Origin of the sequence: Pseudohaliea rubra DSM 19751 (genome assembly GCF_000764025.1) — a bacterium.
Taxonomy (GTDB): domain Bacteria; phylum Pseudomonadota; class Gammaproteobacteria; order Pseudomonadales; family Halieaceae; genus Pseudohaliea; species Pseudohaliea rubra.
Genome location: NZ_KN234792.1, coordinates 1 through 17,927, shown reverse-complemented (window position 1 = coordinate 17,927; position 17,927 = coordinate 1). Strand labels below are relative to the sequence as shown.

Here is a 17,927-nt window from a genome sequence, read left to right as displayed (position 1 = left end):
GCGGCGGAGCGTCCACGTCGCGCAGGGAAGCGAGCACCGGCAGGGCGCCGGCGAACAGCAGACCGGCTACCGTGTAGGCGGTGGCCACAGAAAAATGGGCGATGAGCCAGGCGCCGGCGGCGGGACCGAGGATGCGCGCGGTGTTGAAGGTCATGGCCGAGATGCCGATGGCGCTAGGCAGCGCGTTGCGACCGACCAGCCGCGGGACAAGCGCCAGCCGGATGGGCGTATGCGCCGCCGTGGCGGCGCCGAGCGTCGTCGCGAGTACCAGCAGCATCGGCAATGTCAGCAGCGCCATGGCCTCGGCGGCGCCGGCCGCCAGGGCGATGAGGGCGTGGGCTGCAAGGGTGGCCATGATGCCGTTACGGGGGTTGATCCGGTCCGCAACAATGCCGAAGAGCGGCGACAGCAGGAAAGTAGGCGCCAGCATGAGCCCGGCGACGGCACCCACCCAGAAGGCGCTGCCGGTGAGCGACCAGGCGCTCCAGCCGACGAGGAAGCGCACGATCCAGCTGCCCAGCGTGGAGAAGAGGCTGGAGGGAAAATAGCGGGCAAAGCGCGGTTCCGCAAACGCAGAACGGCGCTCGCCGGGGGCATCGGCGTGGCGGGTCACGGGCTATCCGGTAAAAAAGAAGCTGCCACTATAACGCAGGCCGCCGCTACAATCGCCGGATGAAGCTTCTGAACCGCCTCGGGCGCCGTCGTCACCCCGTTGCCTGGCTGCTGCTGGCCCTCGCCCTCGCGCTGGCCGCACTCTGGCATCTCGAGGAGGCCCGCCGTGGCGTGGAGGTACGCCCGCTGACGGCCGATGGCACGCCGGCGACCGTATATACGCCGGGGCCGGATGCGGCCCCGGCGCCACTGGTCGTTGTGGCCCATGGCTTTGCCGGCTCGCGGCAGCTCATGCAGGCGCTGTCCTATCATCTCGCCCGGGCCGGCTACACCGTGGTGGCTTATGACTCCGAGGGCCATGGGCGCAGCCCCCTGCCCATGGCCGGAGACGTCACGGCCATCGATGGCACGACGCGGCTGCTGGTGGAGGAAGTACAGCGGGTGGTCGAGGCCGGGCTCGCCCTGCCGGAAAGTGATGGCCGGGTGGCGCTGCTGGGGCACTCCATGGCCAGTGATGTCGTGGTGCGCGCGGCGCTGGCAGAGCCGCGGGTCGCTGCGGTGGTCGCCATCTCCATGTTTTCCGAGGCCATGACGGTGGATGCGCCGCAGCAGCTCCTCATGGTCAGTGGCGAGTGGGAGGGACGCCTGCGCACGGTGGCGCTGGAGGCCGCGCGGCAGGTCGCCGCCGACGCCCGGGAGAACGAGACCGTGGGCGCCGGCCCGGTGCGCCGACGCGCGGCGGTGGCGCCGGAGCGGGAGCACCTCGGGGTGCTGTACAGCACAACCACCCTTGAAGAGACGACCCGCTGGCTGAATGGCGTCTTCGACCGCGACGGCAGCCCGGCTGTCCGTCCCACGGGTCTATGGACCCTGGTCCTGCTCGTCGCTATCGTTCTTGCGTTCCGCCCTGTGGCGGGCTGGCTGCCCGCGCCGCTGCCACCCCCGGCGCGCGCTTCCTCCCGACGCTTTCTGTTCGCCGTGCTGACACCTGCTCTGCTGGTGCCGCTGGCTGCCGTGTTCGTCTACCGTCCTTTCCTGCCGGTGCTGGTGGCCGATTACCTGGCGCTGCATCTGGCTCTCTACGGCCTTGTACAGCTGGCTGTGCTCGGGCGCTCACCGTTCGCCGGCAGCCGGGCGAGTGGTCGCGCCGTTGCTCTGCTGCTGCTCTGGGGCATTGGTCTCTTCGGGCTCGCCCTGGATCGCTACGGAGCGAGCTTCCTGCCCAGCGGTGATCGCTGGGCGGTCATCGCCGCGCTCGCCCCCGGCGCCGTGCTCTTCCTGGTGGCGGACGCCGTGGCGACGGATGCAGGGCATGGCCCGCTGTGGCGGCGCCTGCTGGCGCGTCTGGGCCTGCTGGTTTCCCTGGCGCTGGCGGCGCTCATCGATCGGGAACGGCTGGGCTTTGTGCTGCTGGTGCTGCCGGTGGTGCTGCTGTTTTTCTGCGTGCACGGCCTTATGGGCCGTTGGGTCGCCCAGCGTGCCGGTCCGCTCGGGGCCGGGGTTGGTCTCGGGCTGGCGCTCGCCTGGGCCCTGGGGGTGAGCTTTCCGTTGTTTGCCGGGAGCTTCTGACCCGTGATACCGAAGAGCTCGCTCGCATCGACAGGGGCTGCCAGCCCGGGCGCTACTTGCCCCGTGCACCTATGGCCCGTTCCGCACCTGGAGGCCCGATTGTAAACTTGCTTGACACGAGCAAGAATCTGCTGCAGTTTCCGCTGGCTCCGCGAGTACAAACATAACACCGGCAGGCAGATGCAGATACATGCCAGCTCAAGCGACACGTGAGGTCATGATGCGCCTCATTACCGAGGATTCCGGTGAATGATGAGTTCAGCCGCCACAGCGAATACCAGAGCCGATTACCCCAGCCCCCGCCGCGCCTGGGGCGTGACGCTCCTGCTGACAGTGGTCTTCGTCTTCTCCTTTGTCGATCGACAGATCCTGAACCTCCTGGTCGGGCCGATCCAGCAGGACCTCGACCTCAGCGACACGCAGGTCAGCCTGCTTCAGGGGCTGGGCTTTGTCGCCACCTATGTCCTGCTGTCCATTCCCATAGGCCGCCTCGTGGACACGCGGCGGCGCACTTCGATCATTGCCTGTGGTGTGGCCTTCTGGAGCTTTGCGACAGCGGCTTGCGGCATGGCCCGGGGTTTCACGGGCCTTTTCGTCGCCCGGGCCGGGGTCGGGGTGGGCGAGGCAACCCTGACGCCTGCGGCGTGGTCGTTGCTTGCCGACTATTTCCCGCCGGACCGACGCAGCCTGCCGTTCAGCGTCTTTCTCATGGGCCCCTACCTCGGGGTGGGTATCGCCATGATCGCCGGCGGCCTAGTGATGGACGGCCTGGCCGGTACCGGACCGATCGAGTTTCCGATCGTCGGCATGCTTGCACCCTGGCAGGCGACTTTCTTCGCCGTGGCTGCCCCGGGCGTTATCCTGACAGCGCTGTTGATGTTGGTCCCTGAACCCTCCCGCAAGGGTCTCAGCGCAGGCGCCGTGCCGGAGGCTGCAAGCTTCCCGGACATCCTTGCCTGGGTGGGGGCGCATCACCGTGTGTACGTCGCGCTTCTCGTTGGCGTGCCTTGCATTGTCCTGGTGCTTTACGGACTGCAGGCGTGGGTGCCAACTTACCTGTTGCGGGTCCATGGCATGAGCCTCGGGGAGGCTGGCACCCAATACGGGTCCATAGCGTTGATTGCTGGATCGTTGGGGGTACTATCCGGTCCTTTCGCCGGTCGCTATCTCGAGCGTCTGGGGTACCGTGACTATCAGCTTCGTGTCTGCGTGTTGGTCCTGGCGCTCATAGGGCCGGGTCTGGCCGCCCTGGCCGTTGCCCCGACCGCGCCCATGGCTCTGGCTTGTATCGCTCTGGTCAGCTACCTCGTCCCGCTGCCGTTGGCTCTCATCGCCACTGCTTTGCAGAACGCGACGCCTAACCAGATGCGGGGTGTCCTGGTCGGCGCCTACGTGGTAACGACCAATGTCATCGGTCTAGCGCTGGGCCCGAGCCTGGTCGCGCTGGCAACCGACTACCTGTTCGGTGACCCCGCCGCGGTGGGCAAGTCTCTCGCCGTGGTCGGGGTTGCAGTGTCGGTGGCAGGACTGTTTTTGGTCGGCCGGGCCCTTGCACCCTACCGGGCGCTGCTTGACAGCCAGAGTACTGTCTCCTGAACTGGTCCCGCTTATTGCGGGCGAGTCAGGCGGCGCCGGCGAGCTTCAGGCGCAGGCGACGGAGCCAGGACAGGCGCTCGATGAACAGCTTGCCGTTGAGGTGGTCCAGCTCGTGCTGCAGGGCGACCGCGTGCATGCCTGACAGTTCCTTCTCGATGGTCTCGCCGTGGATGTCGCGGGCGCGCAGGCGCAGCTGCGTGTGGCGCACGACATTGCCGACAATGCCTGGCACCGAGAGGCAGCTCTCTTCCACGAGTCCGGGTTTCTTCCGCGCCAGGATCTCCGGGTTGAGGTAAACCTCCGGGGCCGACTGGTCCCCGGACAGATCCATGACCAGTACTTGCCGCAGGTCGCCGACCTGCGGTGCGGAGAGCGCGATGCCGGTGCTGCCGTAAAGCGTATCGAGCAGGCTGGCGGCAAGCTCCGCCACGTCGGAGCCGAAATCGGTGACCGGAGCGCAGGGTGTGTTCAGGCGCGGATCGGGGTATTCGAGAACAGCTAGCTGGGCCATGACGGGTTCCTCAGCCGGTGCCGCCGCGCGCCGCCAGGGCAGCTTCGGCGACCGGTGCGCGCTCCGTCCGGACCGCGGCGCGGGCATGGCGCAGCAGCGGGATGGTCGCGATGATGGTCAGGACGAGCAGGGCAAGCTCGATGGCGTAGACGATAGCGTAGCCGGCCGCGGCGCCACTGAAGCCCCAGGGCAGGGTGGCGCCGGAGAGCGCGGCTGTTGAGATATCGCGAATCGTGCCGGCAAAGGCCAGGGCCAGGCCTGCAGCGGTGGCCTGCACGGCCCCCCAGGCGCCCAGGGCGAGGCCGGCCTGTGACGCAGGCGCCCGGCTCATGGTCGCGGTGAGGGTGCCGTGGGCGAAGAGTGCGCCGCCGAAGCCGATGAGGAAGTTACCCACCAGGAAAAACGGCAGCATGGCCGTCGGTACCGATGCCAGCACCAGCACGAAGGCGGGCAGCCCGATGAGGGCGCCGGCGCGGGCCACCGCGTAAGCCTCCATGCCGCGCTGGGCGATCCATACGGCAGCGGCAAAGCCGGTCAGGCCGCCAATCGCGAAAAGGGCGGTCAGTCTGGTCGTGTAGCTCACCGAGAGCCCGAGTACCTCGCCGCCGAAGGGCTCCAGAAGCACGTCGGCCATGTTGAAGGCGATGGTGCCGAGGCCGACGATTGTCAGCCGCAGGATCGCGCTGCTGCCCTCGCAGAACTTGGCCCAGGATTCGGCAAAGCCCGGGTCTTCCTGGAGGGCGGCCGCACCCCGGGGCGGGCGTCGGGTTTCCTGCTTCCAGAGAGAGATGATGTTCAGTGCCACCGTCGCCACTGCTGCGCCCTGGATGACCTGGATCAGCCGGCCCGGGGAAAAGTCCGCCAGGGCGGCACCGAAGAGCAGCGCTGTCACAATCATGCCCAGCAGCTGCATGACGTACATGAGCCCGACGACCTTGGCGTGAGATTCCTGGGGGGTCAGGTCTGTGGCCAGCGCCAGGCCGGCGGTCTGGGTGATGTGCACTCCGGCGCCCACGAGCAGGAAGGCGAGAGCCGCGGAAATGTAGCCGATCCAGACCGGGGCTGTGGCGGCCTCGCCCTGCCCGGCAAGGACGAGGATTGCGAAGGGCATAATGGTGAAACCACCGAACTGCGCCAGGGTGCCGTTCCACATGAAGGGCACCCGGCGCCAGCCGAGTTCGCACGTGTGCGTGTCGGAGCGATGGCCGATAAGGGCGCGGAAGGGGGCGAAGGCCAGGGGCAGCGCCAGCATGATGCCCACGAGGGAGGCGGGCACGTCGAGCTCGACAATCATCACCCGGTTCAGCGTACCGACCAGCAGGACCAGCGCCATGCCAACGGACACCTGGAACAGAGACAGGCGCAGGAGTTTGGACAGGGGCAGGTCCGGCGTGGTGACGTCGGCAAAGGGCATGTAACGCGTGCCCGCTTCCGCCCACGCGCGCATGATTTTGCGGCCGAACTGGCTCATTCGCGCTCCGCGATCTTCAGAACTGACGGGTCAGCGCCGGAGGCACCTTCCCTTTATCGTCTGCAGAGGCTAGCAATGGCGGCAGGCAGGTGTCAAGCCAGCTTGTCACTGTGTGGTGTCTAGATGATCTTACTTTGCGGTGCATCAATCGTCGGTGAGTGGGGCGCTGAGCCATAAAAAAACCCGGTCGAGCAACCTCGACCGGGTTTCTGGCCCGCCGGGTGGGCGGGTTCAGTCCTGCTGGTTACTCAGCAGCTTGAAACCGAAGCTCGTCCGCCAGGGCTTTTCCTTGGACAGGGTCTTCATGCCGATCTTTGAAGACAGCCAGTCGGGCTTGTCGATCAGGTTGCCGCCGATGGTCGGGCCATTCTTCAGCTTCACTGGAAACAGCGTCCAGTTGGAGTCCTTCAGCGGGTTGTCTCCGGAGAGGAAGCTCAGGCCGCGCTCCAGGCAGGGCATGCCGATGAAGTCAGAAAAAGGTGACGGGTTGTCCGGCTTGGCGGTGTTCAGCACTTCCGCCGGTGCGGCGCCGCAGCCATCCATGATCTGGTTCGCCAGAACGAGGTAACCGTAGGGCGCGCCCACCACTACCAGCGCCTTGCCTTCGGCAAGAGCCCGGCTGCAGAGAATGGCGCGGGTGATTTCCAGCTCGCCGGCAGCGCTGACCTTCTCGACCAGCGCCTCGGCGCTGATGGCCGTGCTTGCGGCCGCGGCGGGTGCCGGTGCATCGGTGTCGCCGGCGTCTTCCTGTGCGGGTGTGGGTGCCGGCGCTCGCGCCGTTGCCATGACGAAGATCTTGTCGCCGTCGTAGCCGGCGGCCTCAAGCTTTTTCGCGGCGTCGCGAGCCTGATCTCCGCTTTCGAAAATTCGTGCCACAGGTTTCATGGTGGACCTCCAGAAACAGTGATGGGGACCTAGGGCCTCGCGACAGCGCGTATCCCCCGACACGCGGCCGTTTTCGCCGGCAGGTTGCCGGCGATGAATTCTATTGTACCGTGTTTACCTCCCCTCGGCGCTGGCGGCCCACGGTAAGGCGCTGCCGGCGTGAGGCGGGGGGCGACCAGGCGCCCCCCGAAAGACCGCGATTACTCGCGGTAACAACTAGCCCGTTAGCTGCCGGCAAAAAATGCCGCCATGTAGGACGTGTTGTTGAGCACCGCGTGGTGGACCAGCATCGAGATGATTGCTACTGATCCCAGGAACAGCGGCAGACCAATCGTCGGATTAACGACGCACCAGATTCTTCCTTGGTTCATGGTTTCTCCTCCTTAGCCGAGCCACGGCGTGAGTACGGCCGCGAGAATGTGCGCGAGTACCGCGATGGCGAAGAACACGCGAGCACCGTCAATGACGTGCTTGTGCAGCTCTTCGGACTCTTTGATCGTCAGGCCAGTCGGCCATACACGATCGGGATCGTTGATATCAGTTGCCATATGTTGTCTCCCTCAATATAGCGGTCTGAACCTGAAGTTAGCCTCGTGCTACCCCGCTTGAGCAGGAGAGCCCGGTCGAAACAATCAACCGAACGCCACAGCCGGTTCTTCTTTTCGTCTGAAGAACCTGTCCCGGCTACGGATCAAGTTAGCAACGCTCTGGCAAAGTGTCAACAACACTTGTCGTTTTAATCTGTCAATTTAAATTGACACTCGTCAAGGTTCAGCTCGATCGGGGCCTGTTCACCCCTTACAATGATCGCGCCGGGCCTGTCTTGCGCAGCACGTGACGCCGAGACAGCAAGCACAGCACAATCAGTTCCCTACAAGGAGCACCCCCCATGCCCACCCTCCTGCGCTGCCTGCTGGCGGTCTGCCTGTTCTTCGCGCTCGCTCAGCCCGATGCCCGCGCCGGTGGTGCCTTGCCCTGTGAGGCTGTCGATGGGCTGGTGCCTGTCTGCGGCCTTGTCGGCCCCGAGGATCTTGTCCTGGCGCCCGGTGGACGCTACCTGGTCACGGGGCAGATGGGCGATCCGGGCGGGCTTGTGTTGCTTGCGACGGAAACCGGCCGCGCCGAGGCGGTGGCACCGGTGGCCGCTCCGGCGGCAGGCTGGGGCGATCCGGCCTGCCCGGCCCTGAGCGGGGCCCTGCATCTTCACGGCCTTGATCTTGCGCGCCGCGCCGACGGCCGCTGGCAGTTACTGGCGGTCAACCATGCGGGCCGGGAGTCCGTAGAGTTTTTCGAGCTGACCCCGGGGGCGGCCGGTCCGCCGCAGCTGGCCTGGCGCGGCTGTGTGGAGGCGCCGCCGGAGGCTTACCTCAATGATGTGGCGGCGCTGCCGGCGGGGGGCTTTGTTGCCAGCCACATGGCGCCGCGCAGCGCCGAGGTGCGCTCCTTTCTGCTTGCGGTGCTGGGCCGGGACACGGGCTTCGTTTACCGCTGGGACCCGGCCGCCGGGTTCAGCGAGGTGCCGGGCACCGCGAGCCGCTATCCGAACGGCGTCACGGTCTCACGCGATGGCTCGGCGCTGTACCTCAACGAGTACCTGGCCAACCGCATGCGCAAGATCGACCTCGCCACCGGCGAGCGTCTGGGCGAGGTCGCGCTGGAAAAGCCGGACAACGCCAGCTGGGCAGATGATGGCCGTCTGCTCGTTGCCTCGCACCAGGCCGGGTTGATCGGGCTCGTGCGCTCGGTGCGCCAGCCCCGGGATGCGGTCAGCCTGTTGCCCTTCTCGATCATTGCCGTGGACCCGGAGACCCTGGCCAAAGAGACCGTGTTCGAGCACGAGGGCCCGCCCATGGGTGCAGGTACGGTCGCCGTGGAGGCCGCCGGCAGTCTGTGGATCGGTTCCTACGTCGGTGACCGGGTGCTGCGGGTGCCGCTGGCGGCGACGGGGCTGTGAGGGCGCCGCTGCCGCCGGTGCTATGCTGTACCGGGCCCGTGCAAGGAGAGCCGCTGCCGTGACGCCCTGCATCATCGCCATCGCCGGCCCCTCCGGCTCGGGCAAGTCGCTGTTCGCCCAGACCCTGGTGCAGGCCGTGCGCCAGGCGATACCGGGTCTCAGCCTGTCCGTGATTGCGGAGGACGCCTACTACCGGGACCAGTCATCCCTGCCTCCGGCACAGCGCGAGCAGGTGAACTACGACCACCCGGACGCCCTGGAGCAGGCGCTGCTCTGCGAGCACCTCAAGGCGCTGCGCGCCGGGCGTCCGGTGGCGGTGCCCGTCTATGATTATGCGCGCCATACCCGCTCGCCGCAGACACGGGAAGTGGCGCCGGCGCCGGTGATCCTGGTGGAGGGCATCCTGCTGCTGGCGGACCCGGACCTGCGCGGTCTTTTCGACATCCGCTTTTACGTTGATACCCCCCTGGACCTCTGCCTCCTGCGTCGTATCGAGCGCGACATGGCCACCCGGGGCCGCACCCTGGAGTCCATCACCCGCCAGTACGAGCAGTCCGTGCGGCCTATGTACCACGAGTTCATCCGGCCGAGCGCACGCCATGCGGACATGGTCATCACCGGCGGCGGGCGCAACAGTGTGGCGGTGGATGTCGTGCGGCGCCTGGTACAGACCCACGCCCAGGGCGACGGCAGCCGGTGACGGCCCTCCTGTCCCTGGGCAGTATGGCCCTCCTCATCGCGTTGGGCTGGGCCGCCTCGTCGACGCGCAGCCGCATCAACTGGCGCACGGTGGCCGGCGCCTTCGCGCTGCAGGTGGCTATCGGCGGCCTGGTCCTCTACGTGCCCGCCGGACGCCGGGTCCTTGAGGCCCTGTCCAGTGCCGTGGCGGGTGTGCTCGGCTACGCTCAGGCCGGCATCGATTTTGTCTTCGGCGACATCGGGCGCTTCGAGCTCGGTTTCGTCTTCGCGTTCCACGTGCTGCCGGTGATCATTTTCTTTTCGTCGCTGGTGGCCGTGCTCTACTACCTCGGCATCATGGGCTGGGTGATCCGCCTCCTCGGCGGGGCCCTGCGCCGGGTGCTCGGCACCAGCCGGGCCGAATCGCTGTCAGCCACTGCCAACATCTTCGTCAGTCAGACCGAGGCACCGCTGGTCATCCGGCCGTACCTGCCGGTCATGACCCGTTCCGAGCTGTTCGCGGTGATGGTCGGGGGCATGGCCACGGTGGCCGGCTCCGTGCTCGCCGGCTATGTGGCCCTCGGGGTGGAGCTGCGCTACCTGCTGGCTGCGAGCTTCATGGCCGCACCCGGGGGGTTGCTCATGGCCAAGCTGCTGGTGCCGGAGACGGAGCCGGCACGGCTGGGCGACGGCGAGGCGGCGCCGCAGGTGGAGCCGCACGTGAATGTTATCGACGCGGCGGCGGCCGGTGCCAGCAGTGGCCTTTCGCTGGCCGTGAACATCGGTGCCATGCTGTTGGCTTTCATCGGACTGATCGCCCTGCTGAACGGTCTCCTCGGCTGGGCGGGGGGGCTGGTGGGGCTGCAGGGCCTGTCGCTGGAGCTGGTGCTCGGTACGCTGTTCCGGCCGCTGGCCTTTCTTCTCGGCGTGCCCTGGGATGAGGCCGTGGTTGCCGGCAACCTCATCGGTCAGAAGCTCGTGCTCAACGAATTCGTGGCCTACGCGGCCTTCTCCGAGGACAAGGCCGCGCTCGGTGCCCATGCCCAGGCCGTGGTCTCCTTTGCGCTCTGCGGCTTTGCCAATTTCTCCTCCATTGCCATTCTCCTCGGCGGTATCGGCACCCTGGCGCCGTCGCGCCGGGCCGAGGTGGCCCAGCTCGGCCTGCGCGCTGTGTTTGCCGGCTTCATGGCCAACCTCATGAGCGCCGCCATTGCCGGGTTCTTCCTTGCGCTGAGCTGAGGTACCCGGAGCAGGACCCTAGCTGCCCCCGGCCGCTGCATAGACCCGTTCGCGGATCATCGCTGAGAGCAGGTCCATGATCTCCGGACGTTTCGGGTGGACGTGGTCGCCCGGTGTCCAGAGGATTTCCGTGCCGCCGGGCACGGCTTCGTGCAGGGCGGCGATAGCGCGGGCGGGGATGGATTCGTCTGCGTCCGCATTGATCACCACCAGCTGCCGGGCCCCATAGCGGCGCACCCAGCGCTCCGGGGACAGGTGCTCGGCGCCGGCGATACGCGCGAGCAGCCCGCCGATGCCGCTGCGCAGCCAGGGCGTGGGCAGCCGTCCCTGAAGACCGTACTCGATAACCTCGCCGGGTCGGCCGGAGCCGTGGATCAGCCAGAGTCGGTCCACCCGCGGATCCAGAGTTGCCGGCACGGCGACGAGGTAGGCACCGAAACTGACGCCTGCCAGCTCTACCTGTTCCGGGGCCAGATCCGGTCGGGCCAGCAGGTAGTCGAGGGCGAGGAGTACCGCGGCGGGCGTATCGAGGATGCCGCGCTGGATGTCCGGCAGCGCCGCCAGGAGCGGCAGCCAGCGTCGGTAGGGAATCTCGGCGAAGGGGTAGCTGAGAGCGGCAATGGCGACGCCGCCGGGGTTGCGGATGAGCGTCGCCGCCTTGCGCCCGGTCTCGTTGCCGGCGAGGAGCAGCACCAGGGGCCTGCCGGGGAGCGGCTCATCGGGAATGCGCAGCGCAATCTCGAAGCGTACGCCGCTTGAGGAGGTGAGCCGCAGCTCTTCAATGCGGCTGTCTTCGAAGCGGTAGCCGGCCAGCTCCTCTGCACTGGCAAGCTTGCCCTGGCGGTCCCGGTAGTCCGGCTCCGGTGCCGCCACCGCCAGGAGGTAGCCGAGGAAGGCCCCGGCACCAAGGAGCAGCAGTACCAGCGTGAGGGCGGCGGTACGGAGCAGGTGGCCGAAGGTTCTCACGGTTTCTCCGCCGCAGCGGGGTCCGGGGGAGTCTCCAGGGTCACGGTGAGTTCGCGCCCGTCCTCATCGACCAGTTCCATGCGCAGGAGCAGGTAATCCTGCCCGGGGTCGAGCCAGAGACGTGTCGCTTCCTCGCCCTCGGGAACAGGGGCGCGCTCCAGACGCAGCGCCTCGAAGGTACCGGCCGGCACGGTCACGGTCTCCCGGAGCCCGGGCGTGAAGCTGTAGTTTTCGTAGTCGCCGCCATCGCTGACACGGTATTCATAGCGTGCGGCCAGCGCGGGGTGATCCCGGACGAGGTCCCGCCGCAGGGCAAGTTGCCAGCCGAGAGGATCCCAGGCCGGCTCGATCAGCGGGTGCTCCCTTTCCTTGTCGCCGCTGCGGCGCACAAGCCCGGCGTCCCGATCAAAGGTGACCACGCGCTCACGCCGGCGGGCGAGGCCACCCTGGCGATAGCGATATTCCAGCGCTCGTAGCACCGGGTCGCTGGCGAGGACCGCTTCCTGACGCAGGGACAGCAGCCGGGCATCGATGACCGAGCGGAACAGCCAGCCTTCTCCTTCGCGGGCGAGGCTACGCGTTGCCCGGGCACTGAAGGGCAGGGCGCTGAAGCGCACGCGGTATTCGGCGCTGAAGGGCGCGAGGAGCTCGTCAGCGTCCGCAGCGAGGACGTTGCCCGCAGGGCCGGTGGTGGCGAGCAGGCAAAGTGCCACAGCGAGGCCGCGAGCGGAGCGCCGGGAAACCGGGGCATGGAGCAAGGGAAGGCTGGCTGGCACGGGTTACCTCATCTGTCCTGCCGCTCGACCAGTATAATCAGTGTGCCGCCCCGCCGGCAGCAGGCGTGCCCGCCACCGCCTGCCGGGGAGCCCCCGCAGCCGCAGGTTGGACGTATTCTGCCCCTTGCAGCTACAGTTTGCAGCGCGCCCGGGCAGTCCCCGGGCATCACAGCCTGCCGGAGCCTCCCTAATGATAAGCAAAGATCCTGGCCACCTTGACCGCCGTCACTTCCTGAAATTGTCCGGCGCCGGGAGCGCCCTTGCGCTCTCGGGGCTTGCGCACGCCGACACGGCGCCCCTCGGGCAGCTGCCTCCCCCATGGCGGCCGACGGTGATCGTTGTCGGCGGCGGCATTGCGGGCCTCGGCGCGGCGCTGCGGCTGCGCGAGGCGGGCCATGCCGTGGTGCTCCTCGAGCGCGATGCGGAGGCCGGAGGGCGCTGCCGTTCCGTCTCCTGGCACGGCCTCTGGGCGGTGACCGGGGCCTTCGCCTTCCTCGGCGCTGAGAGCAACCTCATCACCCTGGCGCGGAAACTCGACGCCTACCGCCCCGAGCAACTCCTGGACCTTACCGCCGCCCACAGCTGGAATATGCTGGTGAACCGTTCGGAGCTCATCGACTTCGGTGCCTTCGATCTCGCCGCAGCGGCCACGCACCCCCTTATTCCCGGGACAGAAAAGCTCAAGCTGCTGGCGACCCTGCCGCCGCTCCTGCGCCAGGCCCTCCTCGGTGACCCCCGGGACATCACCAGCGCCGTCGCCCTTGATGATGTGAATGCCTGTGAGTACTTCCGCCGCTACTCCCCCACCTTTGTCGACTATTACCTCGAGCCCACCATGGGCATGTTCTGTGGCTACGGGGAAGACGACTATTCCCTTGCCTGGACGGCCTGGAGTTTCACCGGGCGCATGTCCTGGTCCGGCTCCGGCAACAGCATGTGGAGCTATCGCGAGCGCGGTGCAGGCCGTCTCACCTGGGAGCTCGCCCGTTACCTCGAAGCGGACCCGGGCACCGAGCTGCGTCTGGCAGAGCCGGTGGCAGCGCTGCATTACCGTGAGAACGGCGTTACCGTGGAACTGGAGCGGGGCGGCACGCTGGAGGCGCAGGCCGCCGTGGTCGCCGTGCCGGGAAACCGAGTCGCCGGGCTGCTGCCGGGCCTTGATGAAGAGCGTCGCAGCTTCTTTCAGGCGATCGATTACGCGGGGCATCATATTTTCTATTACCTGTTGGACCGGCCCAAGGGTGAGCTGGCAGACACTTACGTGCTGCCGGCGGCGGATGGCTTCCGCCGCACGGGCAACCTGCGCTTCACGGACCTCGGCGACGGTCGCACCTTTGCCCATTCGCAGTGGAAGGACTGGGGCTGTCGGCAGCACGCCGGGGCCAGCGATGCGGAGCTGCAGCGCATCGCCTGGCAGGATGTGCAGGAGGCCGTGCCGGCCCTTGCCGGCACTCGTCTTATCGACAGCTTTGTGTCGCGCCAGCCGCACGCGATCTGCAAGCGTCCAAAGGGCTATATCGCTGCGCTGCAGCGCTTCCGGGAGCTGGGCCCGTTGCCCCGCCTTGCCTTTGCCGGCGACTACCTGACCAACAGCACGGTCGGCCAGGCGCACTGGTCGGGACTGAGCGCAGCGGAAGCGCTGCTCGCCCGCCTCGGCAGCGCGTCGGCGCCTTTGCTGGAGGCCTAGCATTCGCCGTGCAACCCCGGCATCGGTGCCGGTAAGCTACGATGAGCTTGTTTGCCATTTCGATCGGCGTGTAGAGGCCCGTGCTGGATTTTCCAGCGCAGAGCATGACGTAATGCGAGACAAGAAGTACTACTAAGAGGCGCTGTCGCCTTTTTGTTGGCCCGCCCGAGAGGATTCGAACCTCTGGCCTCTGCCTCCGGAGGGCAGCGCTCTATCCAGCTGAGCTACGGGCGGCCGGGATACCCCTTGCAGGGGAGCCGATTCTAACGGAATCGCCGGCTATTGAATAGGCACAGAGGAAGGCCGGCCGCGGCGAGGGCGATCGCCCTGGCGCGGGCTAGGGCCTTCCCTCGCCGTGCAGGCGCCGGCGTACCGTGCGTACGGAGAGCCAGACCAGCGCAAAGACCGCCGGCGCGGCAAAGCCGGTCGCCACCTCCGGGTTCATCGGCGCGCCGAGGGCTTTTGCCGACTTCAGACCATAGGCGATAAGGCCCACGGCGTAGTAGCTGATGGCGAAGATGGAGAATCCTTCCACCGCCTGCTGCAGGCGCAGCTGCAGGGTTGCGCGTTCGGCCATGGTTTCGAGGATGGCCTGGTTCTGCTTCTTCTGCACCATGTCGACCATGGAGCCCAGGAGCCCGGCGGCCCGGGCGACCCGCTCCGCTACCTCATGCGTGCGCTGTTCGGCGGCATCGCAGGTGCGCATGGCCGGCTGCAGCGTCTTGAGAAGGAAATTGGAGTAGCGCTGATAGCTGCCCAGGCGCTGTTCGTTGCACTCTTTGATCCGTCGTTCGACGATGCCCGCATAGGCCCGGGCTGCGGCGAAGCGGTAGGCGTTGGCGGCGGCGATGTGTTCCGCCTGGGCGGAGATGGCCGTGATCCGGCGCAGCAACTCCTCGTGGGCGCTCTCGTCCCGGCGTCGGGCGAGCTGACCCATGACCTCGTCGAGCTGCGGCTCCAGCTCGCCCAGCTCCGCCATGACGCCCCGGGCCCGGGGCAGCGCCATCATGGCGAGCATGCGGTAGGTCTCCATTTCCAGCAGCCGCTGCAGTAACCGCGACAGGCGCTCCTCGCTGATGCCCCGGTCGATGATCACGATGCGCACGAAGCCTTCGGCGTCGTGGCGGAAGGCGGACCAGACCTCGGCGCCGCTCTCGGACATGGTGCCGCCGTAGATCTGCCGGGCACCGAGAAGCGACCGGGCGTAATCCACGGTCACCTCGCCGTCACCGGTGCCGGCCACGAGCACTTCGATTTTCACTCCGACGAACATGTCGCTAACAAGTTCTTCGCGCTTGTCAGTATCGAGGAAGTCGAGGGCCGACTCGGCAAAGGGAGGCTGGCCGTTTCCGGGCACCATGATGGTGTGGCTGGTCGCTTCCGTATGGCCCTCCCATTTGATCAGGCAGGAGCCGATCTGCACCGAGTGGTGCCGGCTGTCCGCCGCCGGCTGGCCCTGGCTGTGATCGGCGCAGAAAGCGGCGAAGCTGCGGCGGCTCTGCTCGAGGCTGGTCTCGCTGCGCAGCGTTACCACGTGGGTGCAGCGGAAGGGCGCAGGCAGGGACAGGCTGGGCCGTGCGTGCCACTCGTTGGATAGAGCGATGCGCTGTTGGCGCTGTGGGGCAAGGCTCAGCCGCTGTTCTGTGGTCATGGTCCCGTCTTCTCTCCGGCTCTGATCGCTGCGGCGGCGCTCAGCCGTCGTCGACATCATGCCAGAAGGCATCCATGGCCGCCTGTGTGGCAGCGGGCTGCTCCCAGTGCGGTAGGCCCAGCGTTGGCTCGATGCGTTCGGCACGCCAGTCGGGGCAGGCGTCGAGGACCTCGGGCAGCCGCTCGAAGGAGATATTCGGGTCGTCGTCATAAAGTACGAGCACCGGAACCTTCACCTGGCGGTACAGCGCATTGACCGCGTCCGCCGTGAACAGCTGCATCGACAGGAAGTAAAAGGGCGCGTGGCGGGCCCCGGGTTGCTGCGTCGTGCGGTGTGCATAGCTCACGAGGTCTTCAGGCGCCTTGCCGGTAAACCCCATGTTGAGGAAGTAGCGCACGCTCGGCTTCACGGTGAGAGCGCGGTACAGGCCGGCGCCGACACCGGGCAGCTGGAAGAAGCGCATCAGCCTGCGCTGCGCCGTGGGTCCGGGGGGCGGGCGGTCCCTGAGCCCCGTGGGGCTGATGAGCACCAGGCTGCGGATCGCTGTCGTGGCGAGGCTCCCGCGGGCGGCGAATTCCGCTGTGGTGGACAGGGCGACGACATCCGTCGGCCGGCCGATCACCTCGTCGACGAAGGAGCTGATGGCATCGGCGAACAACTGTGCATCGTAGCGGCGGTCGCGACGCTCCGATTGGCCGAAGCCCGGTAGCTCCAGCGCGTACACGGGACGCTGGCCCCGGTAATGCTCGAAGAGCGGCTTCATCTCGTAGGCGCTCGGCGCTGCATTGATGCTGTGCAGCAGCAGGATCGGTGTGCCGTTACCGCCGCTGCCGGCATCAGGGGCGTCGCTGTAATAGCTCAGCCGGCCGCAGCCGCTGCTGTGCCAATCGTGAAGCTCCGCGTCAAGCGCCTTGGGGAGCGGTGTCGCCATGGGGCAATACCTGGACAGGTCGAGCGTGAGCCCCGCAGGATAGCAGACTCCACCGCTCGCCGAGGGCGCCAGGGGCGGGTGCCGGATGACCTGTGTCAGTTTTTCCTTCACCCTTGCGCTGTCAGCTTGAGTTTCCGCGGCGCTGCCGTTAAAAGGTGGAGGGCACTCAGGAGAGCGGCCGGGTTTCAAGCCGGGCCGCCGCCAACTCCGCAAGCGATACAAGGATTCCAACTGCCATGGCTCTTGCCTACCCCTTCTCTGCCATCGTCGCCCAGGACGAGATGAAACGCGCGCTTCTTATTGCCTCGGTGGACCAGGACGTCGGTGGCGTTCTCGTTTTCGGCGACCGGGGCACGGGCAAGTCCACCGCCATCCGTGCTCTCGCAGCGCTGATGCCGAAGATGGAGGTAGTGGCCGGCTGCCCCTACAACTGTGATCCCGAGGGCCCGCGACCGGGGCTCTGTGCGCAGTGTCGCCCGGGCGAACACCACGGCGGTGAAAAGGTCCGCAAAGAGCCCATGCCTGTGGTGGACCTGCCCCTCGGCGCCACGGAGGACCGCGTCATCGGCGCCCTGGACCTCGAGCGCGCCCTGCGCGACGGCGAGAAGGCTTTTGAGCCCGGCCTCCTTGCCCGGGCTCACCGTGGCTTTCTCTACATCGACGAGGTGAACCTCCTCGAGGACCACATCGTCGACGCCCTCCTCGATGTCGCCGCTTCCGGCGAAAATGTTGTCGAGCGGGAGGGTCTCTCCATTCGCCACCCGGCCCGTTTTGTCCTCGTGGGCAGCGGCAATCCGGAGGAGGGCGAACTGCGGCCTCAGCTGCTGGACCGCTTCGGCCTGTCCGTCGAGGTGACGACCCCGCAGGTGCTCAAGGCGCGGGTGGAGATCGTGCGCCTGCGCGATGAGTTCGAGCGTGACCGGGCGGCTTTCATCAAGCGCTTCCAGCGCAAGGAAGGCAAGGTGCGGCGGCAGATCCAGGATGCCCGTGCCCACCTTGAGCAGGTTGACCTGCCCGATGCGATTGTCGAGACAGCCGCCAACCTGTGCATGACCCTCGGCACGGATGGCCTGCGCGGCGAGTTGACGCTGATCCGGGCGGCCCGGTCCCTGGCCGCTCTCGAGGGTGCCGAGGCAGTTACGCCTCAGCATCTGCGCACCGTGGCACCCTCGGTGCTGAGACACCGCCTGCGCCGCGATCCGCTCGATGAGGCGGGTTCGGGGGCGCGCGTCGGCCGGGCCATCGAGGAAGTCTTCGACGCGTGAACGGCGGAGCCGCCAACACCGTCGCCGCCGACCCGGCTCTTGCGGCCCTCTGGCGGGACGGTCTGCGCGCCGCCGCGCTCCTCGCGGTGGACCCGGCGGGCCTCGGTGGCGTTGCCTTGCGCGCCTGTCCCGGCCC

16 protein-coding genes, 1 tRNA gene and 1 pseudogene are annotated in these 17,927 nt (G+C 67.4%); 7 read left to right on the top strand and 11 right to left on the bottom strand.

Going from position 1 to position 17,927, the window contains the following annotated elements:
• Positions 1 to 613 (bottom strand): MFS transporter (locus tag HRUBRA_RS13175; protein ID WP_035517908.1); only part of this gene is annotated, 613 nt, incomplete at its 3' end.
• A gap of 59 nt (positions 614 to 672) precedes the next feature.
• Between HRUBRA_RS13175 and HRUBRA_RS13170 the strand changes: the two genes are divergently transcribed.
• Positions 673 to 2,181: an alpha/beta hydrolase gene (locus HRUBRA_RS13170; RefSeq protein ID WP_052094885.1), complete on the top strand. Its 1,509-nt coding sequence runs from the start codon at positions 673 to 675 to the stop codon at positions 2,179 to 2,181.
• Positions 2,182 to 2,430: 249 nt separating this feature from the next.
• On the top strand, positions 2,431 to 3,777 hold the full coding sequence (locus HRUBRA_RS13165) for a spinster family MFS transporter (RefSeq protein ID WP_035517907.1): 1,347 nt from the start codon (positions 2,431 to 2,433) through the stop codon (positions 3,775 to 3,777).
• A gap of 25 nt (positions 3,778 to 3,802) precedes the next feature.
• On the opposite strand, the gene def is transcribed toward HRUBRA_RS13165, so the two are convergent.
• The 5 genes from def to pufB form a co-directional block, all read right to left on the bottom strand.
• Positions 3,803 to 4,288, bottom strand: a complete 486-nt coding sequence (gene def / locus HRUBRA_RS13160; RefSeq protein ID WP_035517906.1) for a peptide deformylase — start codon at positions 4,286 to 4,288, stop codon at positions 3,803 to 3,805.
• A 10-nt stretch (positions 4,289 to 4,298) separates the two neighbouring features.
• Positions 4,299 to 5,759, bottom strand: coding sequence for a BCD family MFS transporter (locus HRUBRA_RS13155; RefSeq protein WP_084592661.1), 1,461 nt, complete (start codon positions 5,757 to 5,759; stop codon positions 4,299 to 4,301).
• Positions 5,760 to 5,990: 231 nt separating this feature from the next.
• A complete protein-coding gene (locus HRUBRA_RS13150) occupies positions 5,991 to 6,635 on the bottom strand; it encodes a hypothetical protein (protein WP_144244479.1) in 645 nt (214 codons plus the stop codon).
• Between the two features lie 233 nt (positions 6,636 to 6,868).
• Positions 6,869 to 7,015: a light-harvesting protein gene (locus HRUBRA_RS13145; protein WP_035517903.1), complete on the bottom strand. Its 147-nt coding sequence runs from the start codon at positions 7,013 to 7,015 to the stop codon at positions 6,869 to 6,871.
• A gap of 12 nt (positions 7,016 to 7,027) precedes the next feature.
• Positions 7,028 to 7,192 carry a light-harvesting antenna LH1, beta subunit gene (pufB, locus tag HRUBRA_RS13140; RefSeq protein ID WP_035517902.1) on the bottom strand — a complete coding sequence of 55 codons (165 nt, stop codon included), beginning with the start codon at positions 7,190 to 7,192 and terminating at the stop codon, positions 7,028 to 7,030.
• Positions 7,193 to 7,533: 341 nt separating this feature from the next.
• On the opposite strand from pufB, the gene HRUBRA_RS13135 reads away from it, so the two are divergent.
• From HRUBRA_RS13135 to HRUBRA_RS13125, 3 genes are read left to right on the top strand one after another with little or no spacing between them, the layout of a single operon-like run.
• Positions 7,534 to 8,598 (top strand): SMP-30/gluconolactonase/LRE family protein, encoded by a 1,065-nt coding sequence (locus tag HRUBRA_RS13135; RefSeq protein WP_035517901.1) that lies wholly within the window; start codon positions 7,534 to 7,536, stop codon positions 8,596 to 8,598.
• A gap of 58 nt (positions 8,599 to 8,656) precedes the next feature.
• A complete protein-coding gene (gene udk, locus HRUBRA_RS13130; RefSeq protein ID WP_035517900.1) occupies positions 8,657 to 9,298 on the top strand; it encodes a uridine kinase in 642 nt (213 codons plus the stop codon).
• The gene (locus HRUBRA_RS13125; protein WP_084592660.1) at positions 9,295 to 10,515 is read left to right on the top strand and encodes a NupC/NupG family nucleoside CNT transporter; all 1,221 of its coding nucleotides are present in this window, start codon (positions 9,295 to 9,297) and stop codon (positions 10,513 to 10,515) included. The genes udk and HRUBRA_RS13125 overlap by 4 nt, the downstream gene beginning before the upstream one ends.
• A gap of 18 nt (positions 10,516 to 10,533) precedes the next feature.
• Here the strand turns inward: HRUBRA_RS13125 and HRUBRA_RS13120 are convergent, their stop codons facing one another.
• Together HRUBRA_RS13120 and HRUBRA_RS13115 are read right to left on the bottom strand one after the other, a co-directional pair.
• On the bottom strand, positions 10,534 to 11,481 hold the full coding sequence (locus tag HRUBRA_RS13120; protein WP_035517899.1) for a dienelactone hydrolase family protein: 948 nt from the start codon (positions 11,479 to 11,481) through the stop codon (positions 10,534 to 10,536).
• 107 nt (positions 11,482 to 11,588) lie between these two features.
• Positions 11,589 to 11,960, bottom strand: a pseudogene (locus tag HRUBRA_RS13115) (DUF3108 domain-containing protein); the annotation flags it as partial.
• A gap of 487 nt (positions 11,961 to 12,447) precedes the next feature.
• On the opposite strand from HRUBRA_RS13115, the gene HRUBRA_RS13110 reads away from it, so the two are divergent.
• Positions 12,448 to 13,944: an FAD-dependent oxidoreductase gene (locus HRUBRA_RS13110; RefSeq protein WP_084592658.1), complete on the top strand. Its 1,497-nt coding sequence runs from the start codon at positions 12,448 to 12,450 to the stop codon at positions 13,942 to 13,944.
• A 157-nt stretch (positions 13,945 to 14,101) separates the two neighbouring features.
• Here HRUBRA_RS13110 and HRUBRA_RS13105 read toward each other — a convergent pair.
• The 3 genes from HRUBRA_RS13105 to HRUBRA_RS13095 all read right to left on the bottom strand — a co-directional run bounded on the left by HRUBRA_RS13105 (position 14,102) and on the right by HRUBRA_RS13095 (position 16,526).
• Positions 14,102 to 14,178, bottom strand: a tRNA-Arg gene (locus HRUBRA_RS13105).
• A gap of 103 nt (positions 14,179 to 14,281) precedes the next feature.
• Positions 14,282 to 15,595 (bottom strand): DUF3422 domain-containing protein, encoded by a 1,314-nt coding sequence (locus HRUBRA_RS13100; RefSeq protein WP_052094883.1) that lies wholly within the window; start codon positions 15,593 to 15,595, stop codon positions 14,282 to 14,284.
• Positions 15,596 to 15,635: 40 nt separating this feature from the next.
• A complete protein-coding gene (locus HRUBRA_RS13095; protein ID WP_052094880.1) occupies positions 15,636 to 16,526 on the bottom strand; it encodes an alpha/beta fold hydrolase in 891 nt (296 codons plus the stop codon).
• A 236-nt stretch (positions 16,527 to 16,762) separates the two neighbouring features.
• Between HRUBRA_RS13095 and bchI the strand changes: the two genes are divergently transcribed.
• Positions 16,763 to 17,791: a magnesium chelatase ATPase subunit I gene (bchI, locus tag HRUBRA_RS13090; RefSeq protein ID WP_035517894.1), complete on the top strand. Its 1,029-nt coding sequence runs from the start codon at positions 16,763 to 16,765 to the stop codon at positions 17,789 to 17,791.
• Positions 17,792 to 17,927 lie beyond the last annotated feature (136 nt).

Bases quoted from the DNA above. Each gene is read 5' to 3' on its own strand.
- HRUBRA_RS13165 (WP_035517907.1), top strand. From the start codon at position 2,431: ATGATGAGTTCAGCCGCCACAGCGAATACCAGAGCCGATTACCCCAGC.
- HRUBRA_RS13100 (WP_052094883.1), bottom strand. From the start codon at position 15,595: ATGACCACAGAACAGCGGCTGAGCCTTGCCCCACAGCGCCAACAGCGC.
- def (WP_035517906.1), bottom strand. From the start codon at position 4,288: ATGGCCCAGCTAGCTGTTCTCGAATACCCCGATCCGCGCCTGAACACA.
- HRUBRA_RS13095 (WP_052094880.1), bottom strand. From the start codon at position 16,526: ATGGCGACACCGCTCCCCAAGGCGCTTGACGCGGAGCTTCACGATTGG.
- pufB (WP_035517902.1), bottom strand. From the start codon at position 7,192: ATGGCAACTGATATCAACGATCCCGATCGTGTATGGCCGACTGGCCTG.
- bchI (WP_035517894.1), top strand. From the start codon at position 16,763: ATGGCTCTTGCCTACCCCTTCTCTGCCATCGTCGCCCAGGACGAGATG.
- HRUBRA_RS13155 (WP_084592661.1), bottom strand. From the start codon at position 5,759: ATGAGCCAGTTCGGCCGCAAAATCATGCGCGCGTGGGCGGAAGCGGGC.
- HRUBRA_RS13110 (WP_084592658.1), top strand. From the start codon at position 12,448: ATGATAAGCAAAGATCCTGGCCACCTTGACCGCCGTCACTTCCTGAAA.
- HRUBRA_RS13170 (WP_052094885.1), top strand. From the start codon at position 673: ATGAAGCTTCTGAACCGCCTCGGGCGCCGTCGTCACCCCGTTGCCTGG.
- HRUBRA_RS13135 (WP_035517901.1), top strand. From the start codon at position 7,534: ATGCCCACCCTCCTGCGCTGCCTGCTGGCGGTCTGCCTGTTCTTCGCG.
- HRUBRA_RS13145 (WP_035517903.1), bottom strand. From the start codon at position 7,015: ATGAACCAAGGAAGAATCTGGTGCGTCGTTAATCCGACGATTGGTCTG.